The sequence below is a fragment of the Duganella sp. 3397 genome, assembly GCF_031456625.1.
Classification (GTDB): Bacteria; Pseudomonadota; Gammaproteobacteria; order Burkholderiales; family Burkholderiaceae_D; genus Rugamonas; species Rugamonas phyllosphaerae.
The window spans coordinates 714,492-736,255 of the sequence record NZ_JAVDVB010000004.1 but is presented as its reverse complement, the minus strand read 5'-3'; the positions used below and the strand labels follow the sequence as shown (position 1 = coordinate 736,255).

Here is a 21,764-nt window from a genome sequence, read left to right as displayed (position 1 = left end):
GCAGCGCGCGGGTGCCGTAGGTCCACGGCGCGATCTGGTCGCTGCGCTGCACGGTGTTGACCAGCGCGCCCAGCGACGGCGTGGCGATGGTGACGCGGTCGCCCAGGTGGTGGGTAAAGCCGCCGCCGGCCGCATCGCGGTCCTTGATCGGCGAGAACATCGTCCCCAGGAACAGCATGAAGCCGTCCGGGTACTGGTGGTGCGGGCCGCAGGTCTGGGCGACCAGGTCGAGCGGATCGCGGCTAATTTCGCGCATGCGGCTGCTGCCTTCGAGGCGGAAGTCGTCGTCCTGGCCTTCGATCAGCATCCGCACTTCGGCGTTGCGCACAGTGTCGATGGTGAAGTGTTCGTCGAACAAACGGATGAACGGGCCGATCGCGCACGAGCCGTTGTTGTCCTTGGCCTTGCCCAGCAACAGGGCGCTGCGACCCTCGATGTCGCGCAGGTTGACGTCGTTGCCGAGCGTGGCGCCGCGCACCTGGGCGCGGCTATTGACCGCCAAAACGATTTCCGGCTCGGGGTTGTTCCATTTCGAATCCGGGTGCAGGCCGACGTCGGCGCCGCTGGCAACTGAGGCCATCGGCTGCGACTTGGAGAACACTTCGGCATCCTTGCCGATGCCGACTTCCATATATTGCGACCAGATGCCGCGCGCGATCAGGCTTTCCTTGAGCTTTTGGGCTTCGTCGGAGCCGGGGCGAATCGCCGACAGGTCGGAACCGATGATGGTCTGGATCTCGGCGCGCAGTTCGGCGGCGCGGGCAGGCACGCCCTTGGCCTGCTCTTCGATCACGCGCTCGAGCAGGCTCACGGCAAAGGTCACGCCGCAGGCCTTGACGGCCTGCAGGTCGCAGGGTGCCAGCAGTTTGGGGGTATCGTCATCGGCGTTGCGGGCCATCGCATCGGCCAGCAGCTGCTGCACCGGGCCGAGCGAGGCGCCCGGCGCGCTGCGCGCGATCTCGAGGGCGTCGTCGCGCTCGAGCAAATCGGACATGGTGGGTGCATGGGCCGAGATGTCGAACACCTCGCCGTTGCGTACCGCGACCACGCAGGGGCCATCTATACACCACACGCGGCCTACCATCACTGCCCGGCTCAAGTCGTCCGGCAGCATTGCTTTAATATTATTTTCCAAGGTCTCTCTCTCTCCAGGCATGCAGGCAAACTGCGAGAGGATTTTGACCCGATTCCCCGGGGGCGGCAATTATGAAACTCACCAAGCGCGGTCATGATTTACGCGCAGGCTTGCTCCCGGCCAGCCTTGGCCTGATCCTTGGCTTGATCCTTCGCCTTATCTTGGTAAGCGCGCGGCGTACACCCGAGCTCCCGCTTGAACACCGCGTGCATGTACTGCACCGACGTGAAGCCGCAGCTGAGCGCCACGTCCGAGATGGTGCGGTCGCCCTGCGCCAGCATCTCGGTGGCCGCATCGAGCTTGAAGCGCAGGATCACGTCGTGCACGCTGCAATCGAGCTCCTGGCGGAAGTACGACTCCAGCGACGAGCGCGAAATGCCCACGTATTCGGCCACCTGGTGGGTCTTGATGCCCTGGCACGCGTACTGGCGGATGAAGTGCCGGGCGCGCATCACGTGCGGGTGCTTGGCCGCTTCGTGGCGGGTGGAGGTCTGGATATTGATGCCGATTGGCGGCACCAGCACGCGCGTGCCCTGCAGGCGGGCGCCGTGCAGCATCTGGTCGAGCAACTGGGCGGCGGTGCGCCCCATCTCCTGCGCGCCCTGGATCACGGAACTCAGTGGTATGCGGGTGAGCATGCGCGCCAGCGGGTCGTTGTCGATGCCGATCAGGGCCACCTGTTCCGGCACCTCGATGCCGGCGATGATACAGGCCTGCATCAGCTGGCGCGCGCGGGCGTCGGTCACGGCGATGATGCCGACCGGCTTGGGCAGGCTGTGCAGCCACTGGATCTGCTGCTCCACCGCTTCGTCCCAGGCGGCGGCACTGGTGCCGAGGCCGCGATACACCTGCGCCTCCATCTTGTCTTCGGCCATCAAGGTGCGGAACGCCTTTTCGCGCTCCTGGGCCCAGCGGTTTTCCTGCGCCTCCGGCAGGCTGAACATGGCGAAATTACGCAGTCCGGCCTCGATCAGGTGGTCGCGCGCCAGCTTGATCAGTTTGAAATTGTCGGTGGCCACGTAGGGCACGCCGTCGGGATAGCTGCTGTCGTCGGCATACGAGCCGCCCACGGCCACGACCGGGATACGGCTGCGCGACAGGGCTGCCGCCACGGCAGGGTCGTCGAAGTCGGCAATGATGCCGTCGCCGTGCCAGCTCTCCAGGCCCGACAGGCGCAGGCGAAAATCCTCTTCCAGGAACAAATCCCAGGCGGCACGGGTACTGCCGAGGTAAGCGGCGACGCCCGCGATGATCTCGCGGTCGAAAATCTTGTTTGCGTTAAATAACAGTGCGATACGATGAGACTTCATCTGCATCTTCAACCACCTCTATCGGGACGACACAATCCAGCACGCCAGATTTTTGGCGCGACGAGTATTGTGACATGGTTCCGTCACGAACTGAGGAATTCAGGCGAAATCTTGTTACTTTTAGTACTTTTGTTACTTTGCACAAGCGCCTGGTGCAGGAGTCAGTTGGCTGGGGGCGGTTCTCCCTTGGCTAAAGGCCGGCCGAAGACGATGCCCCGGCCGGCAGTGCTCATGTAGACCACGCCGAAGGTATTGGCGTCGCCAATGACGAACTGGGCGTCGCCCGGGCCGCCGTACTGGTGCTGGTCGTCGTTGATGCGCAGCCAGGTCGCGCCGGTGTCGGTCGAGCGGAACACGCCGCGCACCCCGCCCACCGTGCCCCAGATGTACACCGTGGGATAGCTGGCGCCCGGCGCCGCCTTGCCGAAACCGACGGCGGCCGCGTAGCTCACGCCGGGCAGGCCCGCAAAGGAAACGCCGGCGTCGGTGGTGCGCGCCAGGCCGCCATCGTACAGCGGCACCCAGACGTCACCCGAGCGTCCCGGCGCCGCGCGCACCACGGCCCGCGCTTGCGTAGCCGATGCCAGCGTGGCAGCCGGTGCGAACGAGGCGCCGCCGTCGCGGCTGACCAGGAAGCTGGCGCCCCGCACCGCGTAAAACCGTCTGGCATCGATTGGATCGGCCACCGGCCGCGCGCCATTCAGGCCTGCTACCGGCAACCAGCTGTCGCCGCCGTCGCGGCTGTAGTAGCTGGTTGCGGACTTTTCCGGGCTGTGGACGATGGTGGCGCCGTCGCTGCCCAGCGCCAGCTGGCCCTTTTCGCCATGCAGTCTGGCGGTCTTTGTCCACGTCACGCCCATGTCGCGCGAGACGTACATGGCGCTGCCCACGCGCGCCACCACGTTGGGGTTTTGCGCCGCAAAATCCAGCCCCCAGGTGGTGCCCATGCTCGGCGTATGGATCGGCGAGTACTGCGTAACGTCGCTGTGGCGGAAGCCGTCGTAGTCGCCGATGGCCGAAATCACCGGGCCGCCAGGGATGCTGACCAGGTTGAGCGGTACCGACTCCTCGATACCATCATCGTCGAACTTCCAGACCGCGGGACTGGCGTGAATATCGGTGGACTTGAACAGGCCATTGCCCGAGACGACCATCAGCGAACGCGCATCGAACGGGTCGAACTCGATGCTGGCCGCCCAGTGCATGAAGCTGCCGCCGATCCAGCTCACGCCGTTCGGGTCGATTTTCACGCCCTGGTCGACGATGCTCTTCCAGCTGTTGCCGCCGTCGAGCGTCTCGAAGTACTGGTCGCCCATGCGGCCCTTGGAGTAGCGGTAGTAATTGATGGTCGTGACGATCATGCGCCGGGGATTGCCTGGATCGACCGTGATGCCGGCATAGGCGCGGTTGAGCGGCGGCGAGATGTCGCGCCAGGTGCCGGCGGCGATATCGTAGCGCCACACGCCGCCCTCTTCCAGCCCCTCGCCCTTGGCGACGTCGCCCCACGGACCGGCGCCCTTGGCAAACGTGACCACCAGGGCGCCATCGGCCAGCACCGCGCGGTGCGGCATCAGGTGCGCCGGGCCACCCGCCATCGGCTGAAAGGTGCGGCCGGCGTCGTCGGAGACGTACATGTTCGGACCGTTCTTGCCGAAGCGCGAGACGCCGGCGAACAGGCGCTGGGTGGCCCCGTCTTTTTTGCTGGCCGGCTTAGCGGACGAATCGAGCACCACGAAGCTCACGCCATTGTTGTTGGGCGGCGTGGTGGTCACGTCCAGGCCGGGCAGGTGCTGCCACGTCAAGCCCTCATCGACGCTCTTGAACATGCCGTTGGCGCGGGTACCGATGTAGAGGATTTTGCCGTTGGCCGGATCGACCTGCAGCTTTTCGCCATTGCCGCGCCCCATGCCGTTGCCGTGGATCTTGAACTGGCTGGTGACGTCGATTTTTTTGAAGGTATTACCGTAGTCGTCGGACTTGAGGATGGCGCTGGCGCCGCCGTTCAGGTACTCGACGCCGGTGGACAGATACAGCTTGTTGGGCGCGGCAGGATCGGTGGCGATCGACTCCACGCCGAGGATGCCGGTTTCCTGGTCCGACACCCAGTCCGTCAGCGCCACCCAGCGGCCGTTGGCGGTGTCGCGGCGGTAGGCGCCGCCGACGTCGGTGCGCAGGTAGATCAGGTCTTTTCGGGTTTTGCTGGGGATGATGCCGGAGATGAAGCCGCTGCCGCCGATGGCGACCGGGCGCCAGGCGTAGCTGGATCCGGCGCCAGGAGCCGCATTGGGGCTGGCGCCTTGCCCGCCCAGCAGCCGGTCGAGCGTCGGCGCCATTTCCCGCGCCCAGATCTCGTAACCGTTCTGGTTCGGGTGCAGCAGGTCGGGCATGATGTCTTTCGACAGCGCGCCATCGGGCTGTAAGAAAGACCGGCCGATATCGAGGTAGAACACGTGGCGGTTGTCGGCAAAGCCGGCGATGATGGCGTTGACCTGGTCGTTCAGCCGCCGCGCCGGATCGTCGGCAGTGGCGCCGCGCGGGAAGATCGCCAGCAGCAGGATCTTGGTGTCCGGCAGGCGCTGGCGCAGTTCCTCGATATTGCGCTTGATGCCGGCCGCCGTGGTCACCGGATTTTCCTTGCGGTGGCCGGTGTTGTTGGTGCCGAACATGAGCACCGCGACTTTGGGCGCGATGGCATCGACTTCGCCGTGCTGCAGGCGCCACAAGACGTTTTCGGTGCGGTCGCCGCCGAAGCCCAGCGCCAGCGCATCGAGTCGCTTGTAGTACTGCTGGAAGACCGGAGCGCCGCTCTTTTCCCAGCCTTCGGTGATCGAGTCGCCGATGAACACTACCTGCGCCTTCTTGCCCAGCGCGGCGGCCTCCTTGAGCTTTTGCTCATGGCGGCCAGTCCACCACCCGACCGACCACGACTCGTTGAGTTTATCGGGCGTGACCGACGCGGTGCGGTAGTCGGGGCACGCCAGCGTCGGCTTTGCCGAGCGCAGCAAGCGCACATTGGAGATGGAGACCTTGCCGGCGCCAGTGGCCTCCAGCGCGAACGGCAGCTTCACAGCGGTGAAATCGGCGCCATCGCGCACAAAGCAGCTCAGCGCATACGACAGCTTTTGCCAGCCCTTGCCCTGCGCCGCGCGGGCCGGCACTACGTACGACACGGCGCGTTCGCACTGGTCGCCGCAACCGACCTTGAAGGCCAGGCCGCCGCTGGCCAGTTCATCGACCTTCACGTCCAGCGCCAGCACACCGCTTGCCATATACGGCCGGAGATCGAGCGGTTGGCCGCCGTCGACACGCAGCGCCGCGTACCAGGCGTTTTTCCATTGCAGCGACAGCTCCTTGCCGGTGCGGGTAGCGATGACCTGGCGCGTGGGCGTGCCGGGCGGCGGCGTGACCGAGGCGGTGGCGCCAGCGAGCACGGTGCTCGATTCGGAATCGGCGACAGTGACGTGGAAGCCGGCCGGCGGCGCGCCGTTGTAGAGCGTCAGTTGGCGGGCGACGGCAGCAAAGCCAGGGGTGGCGCAGGCGAACGCGCATGCCAGCGCGGTCGCAGCCAAGGCGCGCGCGCGGCGGGGGGAATACGTCATCGATTGTCTCGCTGGGTTTTATTTTGCGTTCATTCTGCAAGCAGCAAACAGCTGCCGCAATTGCGAAATTCACCAAGCGGACGAATGATATTGGCCGCGCCGCGTATCACGCGAGGCGGCCATGAAAGTTCAAGGGTTGATCGAAGCGATCACCAGCACGTCCGATGGATCGTTGCGGCCATTGGTGGCCAAGGTGAACGCCGCCACGCCGGCCGGTCCCGCACCGCCGCTGCCGGAGAGCAGGTTGAAGTCGCCGGCGCCGCCCTGCGCGTCGGGTGTGCCGTAGGCCAGGGCGCCGTCGCTGCCGGTCTGGCCGATCAGCGGCTGGCTGAAGTCGAGCGGGAAGCTGGCGTAAAACTGCACGGCATTGAAGTCGTCCTTGCCGAAGGTGCCGTTGCCGGCGCGGGCGCCCTGCACCGTCACGGTCAGATCCTGGACCTGGGCGATGGGGATGGTGTTGCCAGGGGCGGTGGTCACCAGGTCGGTGTCGAGCGTGATGACGGCGGTGGCGCTGCCAACGCTGCCGATGCCGGCGGTCCAGGTGGCGGTGAGCGTGCGGATGGCCATGGTAGTCCTTTCTTGAGACGCGCCGGGTGGCGAAGACTTATCAATATAGTATTTTCACCGTGGCTTGTAAATGCAGATTCGATACGAATTCTGCGAAGCTGCCGACATCATTTTGGCGAATTTCGTAAGCGCGAAAACGCATTTTCAATGTTGCAGCTGGCAGGCGTCTCTTTCAGAATGGTGCACCCCATGGACATGGTGCTACCAATGGAGAGAGACAAATGCAAACCAAAAAAATCGCACAGCTGATAGGTCAACTATCGCTGACCGCCGCCATGCTGGCGCCGGCCTGCGCCACCGCCCAGGACCGCGTCATCGACGTCAACGTCAGCCAGGTTGCCGGCCCGCTGCCGGCCACCTTCAATTTTGCTGTGGGCGCCGGCCGCGCCAACGAGGGCCTGCGCGCCGACTGGCAGCAGCAGCTCGCCGAGATCAAGCGCGACGCTGGCTTCAAGTACATCCGCATGCACGGCCTGCTCAGCGACGACATGGCCGTGTACCACGTCGATGCGCAAGGCAAGGAGCACTACAACTTCCAGTACATCGACGCGCTGTACGACTACCTGCTGAGCATCAAGATCAAGCCGTTCGTGGAGCTGGGCTTCATGCCGTCCCAAATGGCCAGCGGCGACAAGACCATTTTCTGGTGGCGCGGGAATGTCACGCCGCCCAAGAACTACGAGGCGTGGGAGCAGCTGGTAAAAGCGCTCACCGCGCACTGGACCGAACGCTATGGCGCCGACGAAGTGGCCAGCTGGTACTTCGAAGTGTGGAACGAACCTAACCTGGACGGGTTCTGGGCCGGCACCCAGGACGATTACTTCAAGCTGTATGCGCACGCCGCGCGCGCCATCAAGAGCGTCGATGCGCGCTACCGCGTGGGCGGCCCCGCCACCGCCGGCGCCGCGTGGATCCCCGAGACCATCGCCTACGCCGACAAGAACCGCGTGCCGCTCGATTTCATCAGCACCCATACCTATGGCGTGAGCCAGGGCTTCCTCGACGAATTCGGCAAGAAAGGCACGGTGCTCAACAAGGATGAAGGCGCGATCAGCGCCGACGTGCTGCGCAACCGCCGTGAAATCGGCGCGTCCGCCATGCCCACGCTGCCGCTGCACTACACCGAGTGGAGCTCGTCGTACACGCCGTCCGATCCAAGCCACGACAGCTACCACCAGGCCGCGTACATCCTGCAAAAACTCAAGCAGGTGGGCACTGCGGCGCAGTCGATGTCTTACTGGGTGTTTACCGATATTTTCGAGGAAGCGGGACCGCGCTTCGAGGCGTTCCACGGCGGCTTCGGCCTGATGAACACCCAGGGCATCAAGAAACCCGCCTATTTCGCTTACCAGTTCCTCAACCAGCTGGCGCCCAATGAATTGAAAAACACTGACGCCCGCTCGTACGCCACCACCGACGGCCAGGGCAATGCGCAAGTGCTGCTGTGGGATTACACCCATACCCTGCCCGAGAAGATCAACAACCAGCAGTACTTCATCCAGGACTTGCCGGCCAGGGACAAGGGCAAGGTAGCGGTCAAGGTCGCCGGCCTGAAACCGGGCGCGTACACGCTGACCGTCTCGCAAGTGGGCTACAAGCAGAACGACGCCTACACCGGTTTCATTGGCATGGGTTCGCCCAGGCAGCTGACCAGGCCGCAGGTGACGGCGCTGAAAGACATGGCCACCGGCAAGCCATCGGCGCAGAAAACGGTGCGGGTGGGCGCGGACGGGCGCTTTTCCACCAGCCTGCCGCTGAGGGAGAACGATGTGTATTTGCTCAATTTGCAGCAATCCCAACGTTGAGAAAATGGCTCCGCGTGCACAGCGCGGGGCATACAGACTCATCCATTTCTTGTCACCTGGAAATTAACTGTGTAAAGTGAGGCACACCAAGTAATTACCAGGCGCCCCAACCCGCCTCTGGCTTTGCATCACGCTGCCGTCCCCTCGCCCCCGGGATCTCGAACTTTTGATTTCCAACGGCGAACAATATGAATATCTCGAATCTCAAAATCGGTACCCGGCTGGCTGTCGGCTTCGGCATCGTGCTGCTGTTGCTCATTGCAGTGGCCTCCATCGCCATCACCCGCATCCATTCCATCAACGAGGACACGGACAATATCCTCGAGGACCGCTATGTGAAGGTGATGCTGACCAAGTCGATTGTGGACGAAGTCAACGCCCAGGCCAGGTTCCTCCGCAATGCCACCATCGGCGCCAATGACCCGGCCGAGGTTTCGTCGTCGCTGGCCAAGCTCGACGACTCGGTGCAGAAGAACAGCAAGCTGCTGGAGCAACTCAAGGGCATGATCAACAGCGAAACTGGCAGGACCGCATTCGCCAGCCTGGTCGAAGCGCGCACCGGTTACGGCCAGGCACGCGACATTGCCGCCAAGCTGCTGCGCGATGGCCAGGCCGAGGCGGCCGGCAAATACGTGTTGAAAGACTTGCGCCCGCCACAGAACAAATTCTTGGAGGCCCTCAAGGGCATGGTGTCGGTGCAGGAAAAGCTGATGCAGGCCTCGGGTGTCAAAGCCCACGAAGATGGCAAGGCTGCCATTGTGACCACGCTGGTACTGTCGGCCCTTGCCGCGCTGGCTGCCATCGTCATCGGCGTGATCATCACCCGCTCGATCACCATCCCTGTCAACCGCGCGCTGGAAGTGGCGCGCACCGTGGCGGCAGGCGACCTGACCAGCCGCATCACGGTCACCACCAAAGACGAGATCGGCATGTTGCTGGCCTCGCTGGCGGAGATGAACGACAACCTCAAGAAAATCGTCGGCGAAGTACGCTACGGCACCGAGGAAATCGCCACCGCCACCACCGAGGTTGCGAGCGGCAATATGGACCTGTCGTCGCGCACCGAGGAACAGGCCAGTGCGCTGGAAGAAACCGCCTCGTCGATGGAGGAACTGACGTCTACCGTCAAGCAGAACAGCGAGAATGCGCGCCAGGCCAATCAGTTGGCGCAGTCTGCGGCGGCGGTGGCCTTGCGGGGCGGCGACGTGGTGTCGCAGGTTGTCGACACGATGGATTCGATTAACACGTCCGCCAACAAGATCGTCGACATCATCTCGGTGATCGACGGCATCGCTTTCCAGACCAACATCCTGGCGCTGAACGCCGCGGTGGAAGCGGCGCGCGCCGGCGAGCAGGGCCGGGGCTTCGCGGTCGTGGCGTCGGAAGTGCGCAACCTGGCGCAGCGCTCGGCCAGCGCCGCCAAGGAAATCAAGGTGCTGATCGGCGACTCTGTGAGCAAGGTGGAAGCCGGTAACAAGCTGGTGGGCACCGCCGGCGTCACCATGAGCGAAGTGGTCGCGAGTGTCCAGAAGCTGACCTCCATCGTCGGTGAAATTACGACCGCCAGCCGCGAGCAGGAAATGGGGATCGAACAGATCAACGAAGCGATCACCTCCATGGACACCGTGACCCAGCAGAATGCCGCGCTGGTGGAAGAAGCGGCAGCCGCCACGTCTGCCCTGCAGGAACAGGCCGGCCGGCTGGCGCAGGCGGTGAGCGTGTTCAAGCTCGACGAGATGGCATCGCCATCGGCAGCACCGGTACGCACGATGGCGCGGCCGGTGGCGGCCGTCAAGCCGGCCGGCAAAGCGCCGGTGCGGCAATTGGCCAGCGTGCCCAGATCGGCGCCGGCTGCGTCGGCGGTAAAGGCTTCCGCCAAGGCCAACGAAACCGAGTGGGAAGAGTTTTAACTAATTTTTTAACTGACGTTTTAACTGATTCATGCCGCGCGGCGCCCGCCGCTGCGGCTTTTTTTTCGTTCCGGGCCCGGCTCCGAAAAAACAATATACAATTCAATATATTGTTTTTCCTGGAGATCCACGGTGTCCACCATTACCCCACCTGCCGCTATCGATCCGCAGGCCATGCAGGCGGCAGCGGCGCGTGCCTCGGCCTTGCTGAAGGCGCTGGCCAACCCGGACCGCCTGCTGCTGCTCTGCCAGCTCTCGCAAGGCGAGTACTGCGTGAGTGAACTGGCCGACGCGCTTGCCATCTTGCAGCCCACCTTGTCGCAGCAATTGTGCGTGCTGCGCGCTGAGCAACTGGTCGATACCCGGCGCGAGGGCAAGCAGATCTATTACCGCCTGGCGAGCGCGGAAGCGGCCGCCGTCCTGCGCGTGCTGTACACCTTGTATTGCCCCACTCCCCTCGAAAGCCCGACATGACCATCGACTGGATCAACTTCGCCCCCTGGACCGCGCTGGCCGGCGGCCTGCTGATCGGCACGGCCTGCGCCGCGCTGATTTTATTCAATGGCAAAATCGCCGGCATCAGCGGTGTGCTGGGCGGCTTGCTCGGCGGACTGCTGGGCGGCTTGCCTGGCACCAGGCGGTCATCGACCGGCGGCGACCTTGGCTGGCGCGTCGCCTTCATCGGCGGCCTGGTCATCGCGCCCCTGGTTTATGGGCTGGCCGCCTCGCTGCCCGCCGTTACGCTTGAAGCGGACACCACCGTGCTGGTCGTGGCCGGCCTGCTGGTGGGCATCGGCACCCGCTACGGCGCCGGCTGCACCAGCGGCCACGGCGTGTGCGGCCTGTCGCGCCGCGCGCCGCGCTCGATGGTGGCCACGGCCACCTTCATGCTGGCCGGCTTTGCCACGGTGTACGTCGTGCGCCACCTGCTGGCTTGAGGAGCACACCATGCAAAGTCTGATTGCACTATTGGTGGGCCTGGTATTCGGACTGGGCCTGATCGTCTCCGGCATGACCGACCCGGCGCGGGTGCTGGGCTTTCTCGACCTGGCCGGATCGTGGAACCCGTCGCTGGCGTTCGTGATGGGCGGCGCCATCGTCGTCGCGTTGCCGGCGTTTGCGCTTGCCGCCAGGCGCCAGCGCACGCTGACCGGGGCGCCACTGCAACTGCCCACCGCCACCCGCATCGACCGCCGCCTGGTACTGGGCGCGCTGGCCTTCGGCGTCGGCTGGGGGCTGGCCGGCCTGTGCCCTGGGCCGGCGCTGGCCTTGCTTGTCACGGGTAATGGCAAGGTGCTGGTGTTTGTGGCGAGTATGTTGGTGGGGATGGGGGTCTTCGAGGTGGTTGAGCGGTGGCGCCAATCGAACGGGAGGCCAGGAGGATGAACCGAATCGATCCCGAAAAAACCCAGCTGACGGTGGGCGACGTCGCCAGCCGCAGCGGCGTGGCGGTGTCCACCGTGCATTTTTACGAATCGAAGGGCCTGATCAAGGGCTGGCGCACAGAAGGCAACCAGCGCCGCTACGGGCGCAGCGTGCTGCGGCAAATCGCCGTGATCAAGGTGGCGCAACGCACCGGCATCCCGCTAGAAACCATCAGCGCATATCTGCAAAAGCTGCCGCAAGACCGCATCGTCAGCGCCAGGGAGTGGCGCAAGCTGGGCGAGAGTTTTCGCGCCGAGCTCGACGAACGCATCGCCCGCCTGACGCGGTTGCGCGACGAGCTCGATGGCTGTATCGGTTGTGGATGCTTGTCCACCACTGAATGCCCGCTGCGTAATGGCGGCGATGCCCTGGGTGCGAATGGGACGGGGGCGGTGTTGCTGGACCGGCCGTTCGAGAAATGACCATGCGCCGCCTACCCCGTTCGCTGCCGGTGCTGGAGACGAAGCGTTTGCTGCTACGCTCGGTAAAACTGGGCGATATCGCCGACCTGACCGCAATTTATGGTGATCCCGAGGTGATGCGCTACGCTTCGGACCCGGCCTTCACGATCGACGACGAGTATCTGCAAACAGTCGCCAGCATCGAGCGCAACCTGGTTGAAGACGTGGCGATCGAATGGGGCGTGGTGCTCAAGTCGAACGGCGTAATGATCGGCGTGGTCGGCCTGCATAATTTTGCAGGAGACCAGGCGGAGATTGGGTGTTTGCTGGCCAAGGCGTATTGGGGACGCGGATTGATGCGGGAGGCATTGCTGGCAGTGCTCGATGTTGCGCCGGGCGTTGGATTGGCAAGGCTGGGCGCGGACATCGATGTGGGGAATGGGCGGTCAGAGCGGTTGTTTTCGGGGTTGGGGTTTGTGCACATTGGAGGGGATGGAGAGTCGGCAGTCTGGATCAAGACTTTGTAGTCATCTTTATCTACGGCCGATATCGGCCTTGGTCTGCACCGCCATTCTCCCCTTGTCGGATCCGAATTACCCCAGCCCGAACTGCTTCCTCAAACTCGCATCCACCGGACCCGCCGGCATAAATCGGCGCAACTTGCTGAGCAGCGAAGCCGGACCGGGCGGCGTTTTGCGCATCTGCCACTTACCCAGAGCCGCCTCGACGATGGTCGCCGCCACGTTATCGGGCGGAGGCGCCTGGTTAATTTCACGCACCACCGCCGCCGCAGACGCCGTGCGCTCGCGGTCGTAGGCAGCGATGGTGGCTTGGGCGGTCGGCGAATTGGCCTCCAGGCTGGTCTTGGCATACGCCGGCTCGACCAGCGTGACGCGAATGCCGAACTGGCGCACTTCGTGATCGAGCGATTCGGACAGGCCTTCGAGCGCATGTTTCGACGCCGAATACAGTCCCATGTACGGCGCTGGCAAAAATCCGAGGACCGAACTGATGTTGACGATCCGCCCCGCCCGCTGCTGGCGCATCTGCGGCAGCACCGCCTGGATGGTGCGCATGGCGCCAAACACATTGGTCTCGAACATCACGTGCGCTTCCGCGATGCTGGTCTCCTCCACGGCACCGGTCATGTTCATGCCAGCGTTGTTGACCAGCACGTCGATGCGGCCGGCGCGGCTGATGATGTCGGTCACGGCGCGCTGCACCGAGTCGGTGTCGCGCACGTCCATCGCCACCAGGGTAACGCCCGGCAATGGCGCTGCCGTGGCCAGATTGCGCACGGTGCCGTACACCTCGCAGCCGCGCCGGGCGAATTGCTCGGCGGTCGTGCGGCCGATGCCGGATGAGACGCCGGTGACCAGTACAACTGTGGGGGTCGTCATAACATTTCCTTCTGATTGGATGAATTGAGGTCAACACAGAAATATGACGATCATCATATTTTTATGTCAAAAAAAGTGAGGATGCACTGCGCCTCACTTAAAATATGACGATCATCATATAATAGTTTTTGTTTCCGTGTATACCGAAATCTGGAGAGAGCGTGGACGGCGCCGACACCTCGCAGCCGCGTCGGACAAGCGCACTGCGGCGGCGGCGTTATGCGACGGCGCCAGCGGCAACATTCAACGTCAGCGAGAAGGTGCTGCCCTGCCCTGCTCCAGCGCTGTACGCCGCCACCTGGCCGCCGTGCAGGGCGACGATTTCCCGCACCAGCGCCAGGCCTATGCCCAGCCCACCCTGGGACCGGTCAGCCGACCGCTCGGCCTGGACGAACAGGTCGAAAACCTGGGGCAGCAGCTGCGCATCGATGCCGATGCCGTTGTCGCGCACCTCGATCGAGACGACCTCGCCATGCCGCGCAATGGTCACCTCGATACGGCCGCCGGGCGGCGTATATTTCGCGGCATTGTTGAGCAGATTGACGAGCACTTGCGTCAGCCGCACCGGGTCGCCGACGATGGCCGCGCCGCCGGCGTCGCCGCTGGTTGTCAGCACGTGCTGGTGGGCGGCGATCAGCGGCTGCGACTGCTCCACGGCGGCAGCCACGATGCCCATCGGGTCGATCACTGCGGTCGCGAGCTCGATCAGTCCGTGCGTCACGCGCGAGACGTCGAGCAAACTGTCCACCAGCGACGTCAGGTGGCGCACCTGCCGGCCGATCATCTGGCCCGACCTGCGCACCAGGGCTTCATCGGACGCCTTCAGGTGCAGCAGGTGCGCAGCGGAGGTGATCGGCGCCAGCGGATTGCGCAGCTCGTGGGCCAGCATGGCCAGGAATTCATCCTTGCGACGATCCTGCTCCTGCAATGAACAGTAGAGCCGGGCGTTCTCGAACCCGGTCGCGGCGATCGATGCCAGTTGCACCAGGATGGCCTCGTCCTCGACCGTGAAAGCGCCATCGATCTTGTCCACCGCTTCGATCATGCCCAGGTGATTGCCGGCACGGTCGATCAGCGGCACCGCCAGCCGACCGGCCGCCGGCACCGGCGCAGTCGGCGCGTAATGCGCCGATTCCGAGACGGCATGGACCGCCATCACGCCGGTGCCGGCATCGGCCAGCGCGACGATGGCCTGGTGCGCCTGGAGAATGTCGCGCACTTCCGCCACCAGCGTCTTGGCGATCTCCTCGGTCGAGAGGATCTTGTGCAAGGTGCGCGCCGCCTGCGCCACCTTGCCAAGCAGCGCGCTGGTGCGCTGCTCGCGATCGAGCCGCTGCGCCAGCGCCAGCTCGGCCATGACCATGTCGTGGATATCGGTGTTGGCGCCGATCCATTCCCGCACCGAACCGTCGGCCGCCAGGATGGGCACACCCTTGACGGCGGTCCAGCGGTAGCTGCCATCGGTGCAGCGTATGCGGTAATTGGTCTCGAACACGGCGCGCGCCGCGACGCAAGTGTGCCACAGCGCCTCGGTGGGCGCGCGGTCATCGGGATGCAGGGCGTCGAGCCAGCCGAATTCCTTCCACTGGTCGTAGGTCTGCCCCGTGAACGCGCGCCACGACGGCGAATCTTCGAGCACCCGGCCATCCGGCGTGTTGGTCCAGACGATTTGCGAGGTCGCCATCACGAGCGAGCGGAACCGTTCTTCGCGCAGCCGCAGCGCATTCTCGCTTTCCACCCGCTGGGTGATGTCTTCATGCATCAGCATCACCTCGACGATATTGCCCTCGCCATCCTTGATCGGATGCGCGCGCGCCGTCACCCACCGCGCCGGCCCCTCGCCGCCGAGCGCACTGACGTCATAGCGGGCCGATGGAATCTCGACCGACTCGCCTTCGAATGCACGCCGAAGCAGTGCCGCGATGCCGCTCTCGAGCAGTTGCGGATCGGTCAGCACGTTGTAGTCGGCGCTGAAAACGAAGTCCCGCAAGGCCGTGCCTTCGTGAATTTGCCAGAGGTTTTCCCATGCCTTGTTTACCCGGACGGTACGCCCGTCCGGCGCCAGGATCTGGATGCTGACCGGGGCTTGTTCGAAAAGCTCCTGGTAACGGCGCAAGGTAAATTGGGGCGTGGTGGTGGGCATGGTGCGCGGCTTCTAGGGTGGGGGTGCATGATGTCACAGATTGGGTGTTGGGGTATCAGGTTCAGCGTAACGCCGCTCACATAAGCTTCGATACGGTGTAGCGTCACGCCTCCGTAATCTCGGCAATTGTGGTGCGCAGTACAGCGATCTCCGGCCGCGAGTAGCGGAACGTCTGCAACGGAAGTTTTGCTCTACACTTCCCAACGCCCCTGTAGACCAACAGCGCCGGCGCAAATGGCATACTGTTCGCGCCAACAACCTGGCATCAATCCGCAAATGGAGATCTGGAAAACATGAATTTGAACATGATCGGCATTGCCACCACTTTCTCGCTCACCCTGCTCGCCTTGACCGCCCCGGCAGCCGCGAACGCACGGGCCAGCACATCCGCAACCGGCGGCCTGCCTTTCGAGGTCAAGCCGGTAGGCACATTCAAGAACCCGTGGGCCATGGCATTTCTGCCCAACGGCCACGTGCTGGTGACGCAAAAGGAAGGGACGTTGATCCTGTTCGATCCCGCAACCGGTACCAGGCGAACAGTGTCCGGCACACCCGCCGTCAGCAGCAAGGGCCAGGGCGCGCTCATGGACATCGTGCCCGCTCCCGATTTCGCGGCCAGCAAGCTGCTCTACTTCAGCTACTCCGAGGCGGGCAGCGGCGACAGCAGCCGGGTCGTGCTCGCCACCGCGACACTGGATCAGGCAGGCGGCACGCTCAAGGATACAAAGGCCATTTTCCGCGGCCAGGATGCTTCGACAGGCGGGCACTATTCGGGCCGCATCGGTTTTTCGCAGGATGGCAAGTATCTGTTCTTCACCAGTGGCGACCGCCAGCTTCTCGAGCCGGCACAGGATCCCAAGTCGACACTGGGCAAGGTGCTGCGCCTGAACCTCGACGGCACGCCGGCCGCCGGCAACCCGCTCGCGGCCAAGGGCTTCAATGCAGCCGTGTGGTCGTACGGCCACCGCAACCTGCTGGGCATCGCTTTCGACAAGCAAGGGCGCCTGTGGGAAATGGAAATGGGGCCGCGCCATGGCGACGAGATCAACCTGATCAAGCCAGGCCTCAACTATGGCTGGCCGAAGGTATCGAATGGCAGCCATTATGACGGCAGGGACATCCCCGACCACGCGCCTGGCGACGGCTTCGAGGCCCCGAAAGTATCCTGGAATCCGGCCATTTCACCGGGTGGCCTGGCCTATTACGATGCGGACCTGTTCCCGAAGTGGAAAAACTCCCTGTTCATCACCGGTCTCTCGGGCAAGTCGCTGGACCGCATCGCCCTCGACGGCGAGAACGCGACCAAGCAGGAACATTGGGACATGGGCGAACGGATTCGTGCCGTGCGCACCGGGCCGGATGGCGCGCTGTGGTTGCTGGAAGACGGTGCGAGTGGGCGGTTGCTGATGCTCACGCCGAAGAAGTAGGCCAGCGGACTTCAGATCGAAAAGCCTGATCGGGTGCACGCCGCGCACCCATAGCGCGCGAGGCCGCCGCTCGCGCGGCGGCAGATGGGCGATTCGAAGAGGCATGCCCGTGCACAGGGCGAGGCCTTCGAAGAAGGCTTGCCACGCTTGGATTCCTGCCTGAAAGCTCTGAAAATATGCCTTAATTATGCCCCGATAGGTTATCCGGGTCAGTTTTCGGTCAGCGCCAACAACACGGGATAAAAGGAAAGCCAAGCCAATCCGGCCGGGCCGGCTTTTCATTAACACGGTTTCCGTCCCATTGCTGCGAGTCGCCATACGGCGGTTGCGCCTTGTGCTACCATGTAATTACGTTGTAACACATAGGAGCAAGGGCATGAGCGAAGCAACTTTTACCTTCCGGGTCGATGAAAACCTGAAAGTCCAGTTCACGACAGCCGCCAAGGGGCGCGACCGTACCGGCGCCCAGTTGCTGCGCGACTTCATGCGTGACTTCGTTCGGCAGCAGCAGGAAGCGGCAGAACATGACGCCTGGTTCCGTCGCCAGGTGCAGAGCGGTCTGGACTCGGCCAATGCCGGCAACCTGATCCCGGCCGCTGAGGTTGAAGCCAAGTTCGCCGCCAAGCGCGCCGCCACACGTCGCCGACTGGACGCCGATGAATAATGGAATTGTTCTGGACACCAGAGGCGATTCGAGACCGCGATGACATCTACGAATACATCGAGGCCGACAACCCGGCCGCCGCGCTCGCCATCGATGAGCTGTTTGCAGAAAAGGCGAACCGCCTGGTCGATCATCCCGGCTTGGGCAAGCCTGGCCGTGCTGCCGGCACTCGTGAGCTGGTAGCGCACCAGAATTACATCCTCGTCTATGACACTGCCGGTGACGTGGTGCGCGTGCTGCGCGTACTGCACGCCGCCCGCCAGTGGCCCCCTTCCAGCGCTGACTCACAGAGCCTATACCTCGCAAAGAGGACTTGATTTAGAAGTAAAGACAAATGTTGCCAAGCCGTTGAGGGTGGCGGATCGCCTTTTGTTTGCGAATCACCCTAATCAGACTTGGGCGATTATCACAGCTATCATTGTCAGGAGAACACCAACCACGCCACCGAACACAGCAATATTCGATAGCGTTGTACGCGCTTTCTCCGGGGTTTCAAGGCGGTCGCCTATCTAGGCTTTTAAGGTTGTCATTTTACGCTCCCGTCGCGTGATCAATTTGGGATACGAAGGCAAGATTTATAGCGTTCGGACTCCAACAGTACCATAATGAACAAGCCCGAACAACACTGCGCTGGCAATCGTCAAGCCAACCGACTTAATGAGAATCTGATAATGCGTTCGCCAAGTAGCGCCAGTTGGCATTGGGTAGGCAACCGGCAGCATGGTTCCCACTGCTGCAATTACGCTTGAGGCCGCCAAGAAGACAATCGCCGCGCCGATGGCATACCCAGCCCCCGCCTCCATCGACATCGCTTTGCCTGCGCCGGGCTCAAAAATCTCGTAGAGCGTTGAACATGCAAAGCCAGCACCGACCCAACCAAGCTGGTCGTCTTTAATCAGTTGAATAACTTTCGGGGCACTAGGAAAAGCAAAGCCTTCAGCACCAAATAAAACAAAAAGGGAGAAAATATGGGCAGGAAAAGCGAAATGATTACCCAGCCCAAAATATCCTCGCAAAAATAAGTTGTCCGAGCTATGGAGACCCTGCATTTTCCTCACCTGTTACCCCACTTCCAAGCCATGCAGACCTGGAAACAGTCGACGTCATGCGTGACGGAGATATGGCGAAATCGAGTTGGGCTCTTCATATATGACAGACATGGCAGCCCGAAGTTCCGTCGGAGTTAACAGTCGGATAGAGCCCACTGCCGTCAACCAGTTTGCGCGGCCGGTCGCCGGGCAGATTCTGCTCTACCTGCTGCTCCGTCAGAGGTAAGATGATTTTTGGCATGGTAGTCTCCTCCGTCAGAACGTCGAAAACTACTTTAGATCTGGATATGGGGGCAAGGTTCCTGCGTGGGGGAGAGGCTGATCTGTATCAGGCCCCTAAAAAACCTGGATGCCCTCGCACAGCCCAGAACGCCACAAAACAAAAAAGCCGCTCTAGCAAGGGCTAAAGCGGCTTTTTGAGGGATTTCCCGGGACTTGCTGGGATCGCCTGATATGTATCCTTGGCGGAGAGAGGGGGATTCGAACCCCCGATAGGTTTGACCCTATACACGCTTTCCAGGCGTGCGACTTCAACCGCTCATCCACCTCTCCTGCAACTCTTCCCCTCTCGGAGAAGCCGCGAATTATAGCAAACAATCCACACAGCACCAACTTTATTTGGCAACTCCTTCAGTGCTAGTGATTTCATCAGCTACAATTACCCGGTCTCTGCCCGATGCCGCCCTGCGGCCCAAATTGCGCGGCTGCGACCCCGACCTCTGCCTGGTCCCTGATCCCGCCCTGGCTTACCGCTTGTCCGCGTTCCACCGCGCAAGCACGCTGCACCCAATACTTCTTACAACGTGACCGCGCGCCTTCGCTGGCGCCGGAGAACCTCGGGTTTCACTGATCAGATATGACGAGTTCGCTTTCCTTCCTCGATAACGGCGGCCACATGGGCGCCTTGATGCGTGCCCATGACTGGGCCGGCACTGCAATGGGCGATCCCCGCACGTGGCCGCAATCGCTGCGTTCTTCCCTCTCGGCCTGCCTCAACTCGCCCATTCTGGGCGCGGTGCTGTGGGGGCCGGAGTTGCGCATGTTCTATAACGATGCCTATGCCGAATCGCTGGTCGATCGCCATCCGGGCGCCCTCGGTCAGCCGGTCGCCGGCGTGTGGGGCAGTACCTGGGACAAGGTGGCGCCCGATTTTGACCGGGCCATGGCCACCGGCCTGGGCTTCTCGCACAACTATGTCGAGCTGATGGTACTGCGCCACGGCCAGCTTGAAAAAACTTTCTGGAACTTTTCCGCCACGCCCATCGTCGGCGAGGATGGTTCGGTGGTCGGCCTGCTCAACCAGGGCCAGGAAATTACCGAGCAGGTGCGCAAGGACCGCGAGGCGCACACGGCCCAGGCCACGCTGGTGCGCACTGTCGATGAGCGCACACGCGACCGCAACCGGCTGTGGGAACTGTCGGCGGACATCATGCTGCGCTGCAGTTTCCGTGGCCTGATCGACACCGTCAATCCGGCGTGGCTCGATGTGCTGGGGCTCGGTGAGAGCGAGCTGGTCGGCACCAACGTGCTCGATCACCTTCACCCGGACGATATCAAACGCACCGCCGATGCCGCGCGACTGCTGTCTGAAGGACGTGCGCTCACGCGCTTCGACAACCGCTACCGCCACAAGAATGGCACCTATCGCTGGATCTCGTGGTCGATCCGGCCCGATGCGGAGAGCATCTACGCGGTCGGCCGTGATATCACTGCGGAGAAGGAGCAATCCGAGGCGCTGCGCTCGGCAGAAGATGCGCTGCGCCAGGCGCAGAAGATGGAGGCGGTCGGCCAGCTTACCGGCGGGCTGGCGCATGATTTCAACAACCTGCTGGCCGGCATCCAGGGCAGCCTCGACATGATCGCCCAGCGCATTGGCCAGGGCCGCTATGGCGACATCAAGCGCTATGTCGAGGTGGGCAACGATGCGGCCAAACGCGCAGCCGCCGTCACCCACCGGCTGCTGGCCTTTTCGCGCCAGCAAACGCTCGATCCCAGGCCCACCGACGTCAACCGCCTGGTGCGTGGCATGGAAGACCTGGTGCGGCGCACCGTCGGCCCGGCCGTGCAGGTGGAGGCGCATGGACCCGACGACCTGTGGACTGCGCTGGTCGATGCGTCGCAGCTGGAAAATTCGCTGCTCAACCTGTGCATCAACGCGCGCGACGCCATGCCGGGCGGCGGCCAGATCCGCATTACCACCGCCAACCACTGGCTCGACGGCGAGGTGGCCGGGGCCGAAGCCGATGATTTGCCGGCCGGCGAATACCTGTCGCTCAGCGTGCAGGATACCGGCACCGGCATCGCGCCGGAACTGATCGCGCGCGTGTTCGAGCCGTTCTTCACCACCAAGCAACCGGGTGAAGGTACCGGGCTCGGCTTGTCGATGGTCTATGGCTTTGCCAAGCAGTCGGGCGGCCACGTGCGCATCTATTCGGAGCATGGCGCGGGCACTACCGTGTGCCTCTACCTGCCGCGCCACGACGGCGTGGCCGATGGTGCCGACATCCGCGAGAAGACCAGCACGGTTGCGCGCGACATCCGCAGCGCCACCGTGCTGGTGGTCGATGACGAGCCGAGCGTGCGTCTGCTGATCGCCGACATCCTGGACGACCTCGGCTGCACGGTATTACAGGCAGGCGACGGCGCCGCCGGCCTGGCAGTGCTGGAGTCGGGCGCGCCGGTCGATCTGCTGGTCAGCGATATCGGCCTGCCGGGCGGCATGAACGGGCGCCAGATGGCCGAGCTGGGCATGCGGCTCAAGCCGCGCCTGCGTGTGCTGTTCCTGACCGGGTATGCGGAAGCTGCCGTGCTGGGCAGCGGCAAATTGGCCGAAGGCATGGCCGTGATGACCAAGCCGTTCGATATCGATGTGCTCTCGGAGCGGGTGGCGGACATGCTCGCTGCGGTGGACGCGCCACCGCAGCGATAA

18 protein-coding genes, 1 tRNA gene and 1 pseudogene are annotated in these 21,764 nt (G+C 63.3%); 11 read left to right on the top strand and 9 right to left on the bottom strand.

Features of this window, described 5'->3' with window-relative positions; all coding sequences use genetic code 11:
* Nucleotide 1 precedes the first annotated feature (1 nt).
* The 4 genes and pseudogenes from J2X54_RS15995 to J2X54_RS15980 all read right to left on the bottom strand — a co-directional run.
* A pseudogene (locus J2X54_RS15995) lies at nucleotides 2–1,156 on the bottom strand (fumarylacetoacetate hydrolase family protein); the annotation flags it as partial.
* A gap of 77 nt (nucleotides 1,157–1,233) precedes the next feature.
* Entirely contained in the window at nucleotides 1,234–2,445 is a 1,212-nt protein-coding gene (locus tag J2X54_RS15990) for a DNA-binding transcriptional regulator (protein ID WP_070252335.1), read from the bottom strand.
* Between the two features lie 161 nt (nucleotides 2,446–2,606).
* On the bottom strand, nucleotides 2,607–6,044 hold the full coding sequence (locus J2X54_RS15985; RefSeq protein WP_310181973.1) for a GDSL-type esterase/lipase family protein: 3,438 nt from the start codon (nucleotides 6,042–6,044) through the stop codon (nucleotides 2,607–2,609).
* 129 nt (nucleotides 6,045–6,173) lie between these two features.
* A complete protein-coding gene (locus tag J2X54_RS15980) occupies nucleotides 6,174–6,611 on the bottom strand; it encodes a hypothetical protein (protein WP_310181971.1) in 438 nt (145 codons plus the stop codon).
* 221 nt (nucleotides 6,612–6,832) lie between these two features.
* On the opposite strand from J2X54_RS15980, the gene J2X54_RS15975 reads away from it, so the two are divergent.
* From J2X54_RS15975 to J2X54_RS15945, 7 genes are all read left to right on the top strand, one after another.
* Nucleotides 6,833–8,416, top strand: a complete 1,584-nt coding sequence (locus J2X54_RS15975; RefSeq protein WP_310181969.1) for a GH39 family glycosyl hydrolase — start codon at nucleotides 6,833–6,835, stop codon at nucleotides 8,414–8,416.
* Nucleotides 8,417–8,604: 188 nt separating this feature from the next.
* Nucleotides 8,605–10,326 (top strand): methyl-accepting chemotaxis protein, encoded by a 1,722-nt coding sequence (locus J2X54_RS15970; RefSeq protein WP_310181967.1) that lies wholly within the window; start codon nucleotides 8,605–8,607, stop codon nucleotides 10,324–10,326.
* 132 nt (nucleotides 10,327–10,458) lie between these two features.
* Nucleotides 10,459–10,800 carry a metalloregulator ArsR/SmtB family transcription factor gene (locus J2X54_RS15965; RefSeq protein WP_310181964.1) on the top strand — a complete coding sequence of 114 codons (342 nt, stop codon included), beginning with the start codon at nucleotides 10,459–10,461 and terminating at the stop codon, nucleotides 10,798–10,800.
* A complete protein-coding gene (locus J2X54_RS15960) occupies nucleotides 10,797–11,264 on the top strand; it encodes a YeeE/YedE family protein (protein WP_310181962.1) in 468 nt (155 codons plus the stop codon). The genes J2X54_RS15965 and J2X54_RS15960 overlap by 4 nt, the downstream gene beginning before the upstream one ends.
* 10 nt (nucleotides 11,265–11,274) lie before the next feature.
* Entirely contained in the window at nucleotides 11,275–11,712 is a 438-nt protein-coding gene (locus J2X54_RS15955; protein WP_310181961.1) for a YeeE/YedE family protein, read from the top strand.
* Nucleotides 11,709–12,173 (top strand): redox-sensitive transcriptional activator SoxR, encoded by a 465-nt coding sequence (soxR, locus tag J2X54_RS15950; RefSeq protein ID WP_070252321.1) that lies wholly within the window; start codon nucleotides 11,709–11,711, stop codon nucleotides 12,171–12,173. The genes J2X54_RS15955 and soxR overlap by 4 nt, the downstream gene beginning before the upstream one ends.
* Nucleotides 12,174–12,175: 2 nt before the next feature.
* Nucleotides 12,176–12,679, top strand: a complete 504-nt coding sequence (locus J2X54_RS15945) for a GNAT family N-acetyltransferase (RefSeq protein WP_310181955.1) — start codon at nucleotides 12,176–12,178, stop codon at nucleotides 12,677–12,679.
* A 66-nt stretch (nucleotides 12,680–12,745) separates the two neighbouring features.
* On the opposite strand, the gene J2X54_RS15940 is transcribed toward J2X54_RS15945, so the two are convergent.
* Both J2X54_RS15940 and J2X54_RS15935 read right to left on the bottom strand, forming a co-directional pair.
* Nucleotides 12,746–13,552, bottom strand: a complete 807-nt coding sequence (locus J2X54_RS15940; protein WP_310181953.1) for an oxidoreductase — start codon at nucleotides 13,550–13,552, stop codon at nucleotides 12,746–12,748.
* A 217-nt stretch (nucleotides 13,553–13,769) separates the two neighbouring features.
* Entirely contained in the window at nucleotides 13,770–15,695 is a 1,926-nt protein-coding gene (locus tag J2X54_RS15935; RefSeq protein ID WP_310181950.1) for an ATP-binding protein, read from the bottom strand.
* 293 nt (nucleotides 15,696–15,988) lie between these two features.
* On the opposite strand from J2X54_RS15935, the gene J2X54_RS15930 reads away from it, so the two are divergent.
* From J2X54_RS15930 to J2X54_RS15920, 3 genes are all read left to right on the top strand, one after another.
* Nucleotides 15,989–17,122: a PQQ-dependent sugar dehydrogenase gene (locus tag J2X54_RS15930; RefSeq protein WP_310181948.1), complete on the top strand. Its 1,134-nt coding sequence runs from the start codon at nucleotides 15,989–15,991 to the stop codon at nucleotides 17,120–17,122.
* A gap of 376 nt (nucleotides 17,123–17,498) precedes the next feature.
* Nucleotides 17,499–17,786, top strand: coding sequence for a hypothetical protein (locus J2X54_RS15925; protein ID WP_310181945.1), 288 nt, complete (start codon nucleotides 17,499–17,501; stop codon nucleotides 17,784–17,786).
* On the top strand, nucleotides 17,786–18,103 hold the full coding sequence (locus tag J2X54_RS15920; protein ID WP_310181944.1) for a type II toxin-antitoxin system RelE/ParE family toxin: 318 nt from the start codon (nucleotides 17,786–17,788) through the stop codon (nucleotides 18,101–18,103). Before J2X54_RS15925 ends, J2X54_RS15920 begins: the two co-directional genes overlap by 1 nt.
* Before the next feature lie 258 nt (nucleotides 18,104–18,361).
* Here J2X54_RS15920 and J2X54_RS15915 read toward each other — a convergent pair whose 3' ends face one another.
* The 3 genes from J2X54_RS15915 to J2X54_RS15905 form a co-directional block, all read right to left on the bottom strand.
* A complete protein-coding gene (locus tag J2X54_RS15915) occupies nucleotides 18,362–18,835 on the bottom strand; it encodes a hypothetical protein (RefSeq protein WP_310181941.1) in 474 nt (157 codons plus the stop codon).
* A gap of 94 nt (nucleotides 18,836–18,929) precedes the next feature.
* Complete coding sequence (locus J2X54_RS15910; protein ID WP_310181939.1) at nucleotides 18,930–19,076, bottom strand: hypothetical protein; 147 nt, start codon at nucleotides 19,074–19,076, stop codon at nucleotides 18,930–18,932.
* Between the two features lie 221 nt (nucleotides 19,077–19,297).
* Nucleotides 19,298–19,387 (bottom strand) — tRNA-Ser (locus J2X54_RS15905).
* Between the two features lie 304 nt (nucleotides 19,388–19,691).
* Here J2X54_RS15905 and J2X54_RS15900 point away from each other — a divergent pair.
* Nucleotides 19,692–21,764: an ATP-binding protein gene (locus J2X54_RS15900; protein ID WP_310181937.1), complete on the top strand. Its 2,073-nt coding sequence runs from the start codon at nucleotides 19,692–19,694 to the stop codon at nucleotides 21,762–21,764.

Excerpts from the sequence above, each read along its gene's own strand:
- J2X54_RS15990 (WP_070252335.1), bottom strand. The coding sequence starts at position 2,445 with ATGAAGTCTCATCGTATCGCACTGTTATTTAACGCAAACAAGATTTTC.
- J2X54_RS15985 (WP_310181973.1), bottom strand. The coding sequence starts at position 6,044 with ATGACGTATTCCCCCCGCCGCGCGCGCGCCTTGGCTGCGACCGCGCTG.
- J2X54_RS15980 (WP_310181971.1), bottom strand. The coding sequence starts at position 6,611 with ATGGCCATCCGCACGCTCACCGCCACCTGGACCGCCGGCATCGGCAGC.
- J2X54_RS15975 (WP_310181969.1), top strand. The coding sequence starts at position 6,833 with ATGCAAACCAAAAAAATCGCACAGCTGATAGGTCAACTATCGCTGACC.
- J2X54_RS15970 (WP_310181967.1), top strand. The coding sequence starts at position 8,605 with ATGAATATCTCGAATCTCAAAATCGGTACCCGGCTGGCTGTCGGCTTC.
- J2X54_RS15960 (WP_310181962.1), top strand. The coding sequence starts at position 10,797 with ATGACCATCGACTGGATCAACTTCGCCCCCTGGACCGCGCTGGCCGGC.
- J2X54_RS15955 (WP_310181961.1), top strand. The coding sequence starts at position 11,275 with ATGCAAAGTCTGATTGCACTATTGGTGGGCCTGGTATTCGGACTGGGC.
- soxR (WP_070252321.1), top strand. The coding sequence starts at position 11,709 with ATGAACCGAATCGATCCCGAAAAAACCCAGCTGACGGTGGGCGACGTC.
- J2X54_RS15945 (WP_310181955.1), top strand. The coding sequence starts at position 12,176 with ATGCGCCGCCTACCCCGTTCGCTGCCGGTGCTGGAGACGAAGCGTTTG.
- J2X54_RS15940 (WP_310181953.1), bottom strand. The coding sequence starts at position 13,552 with ATGACGACCCCCACAGTTGTACTGGTCACCGGCGTCTCATCCGGCATC.
- J2X54_RS15935 (WP_310181950.1), bottom strand. The coding sequence starts at position 15,695 with ATGCCCACCACCACGCCCCAATTTACCTTGCGCCGTTACCAGGAGCTT.
- J2X54_RS15930 (WP_310181948.1), top strand. The coding sequence starts at position 15,989 with ATGAATTTGAACATGATCGGCATTGCCACCACTTTCTCGCTCACCCTG.
- J2X54_RS15925 (WP_310181945.1), top strand. The coding sequence starts at position 17,499 with ATGAGCGAAGCAACTTTTACCTTCCGGGTCGATGAAAACCTGAAAGTC.
- J2X54_RS15920 (WP_310181944.1), top strand. The coding sequence starts at position 17,786 with ATGGAATTGTTCTGGACACCAGAGGCGATTCGAGACCGCGATGACATC.
- J2X54_RS15915 (WP_310181941.1), bottom strand. The coding sequence starts at position 18,835 with ATGCAGGGTCTCCATAGCTCGGACAACTTATTTTTGCGAGGATATTTT.
- J2X54_RS15910 (WP_310181939.1), bottom strand. The coding sequence starts at position 19,076 with ATGCCAAAAATCATCTTACCTCTGACGGAGCAGCAGGTAGAGCAGAAT.
- J2X54_RS15900 (WP_310181937.1), top strand. The coding sequence starts at position 19,692 with ATGACGAGTTCGCTTTCCTTCCTCGATAACGGCGGCCACATGGGCGCC.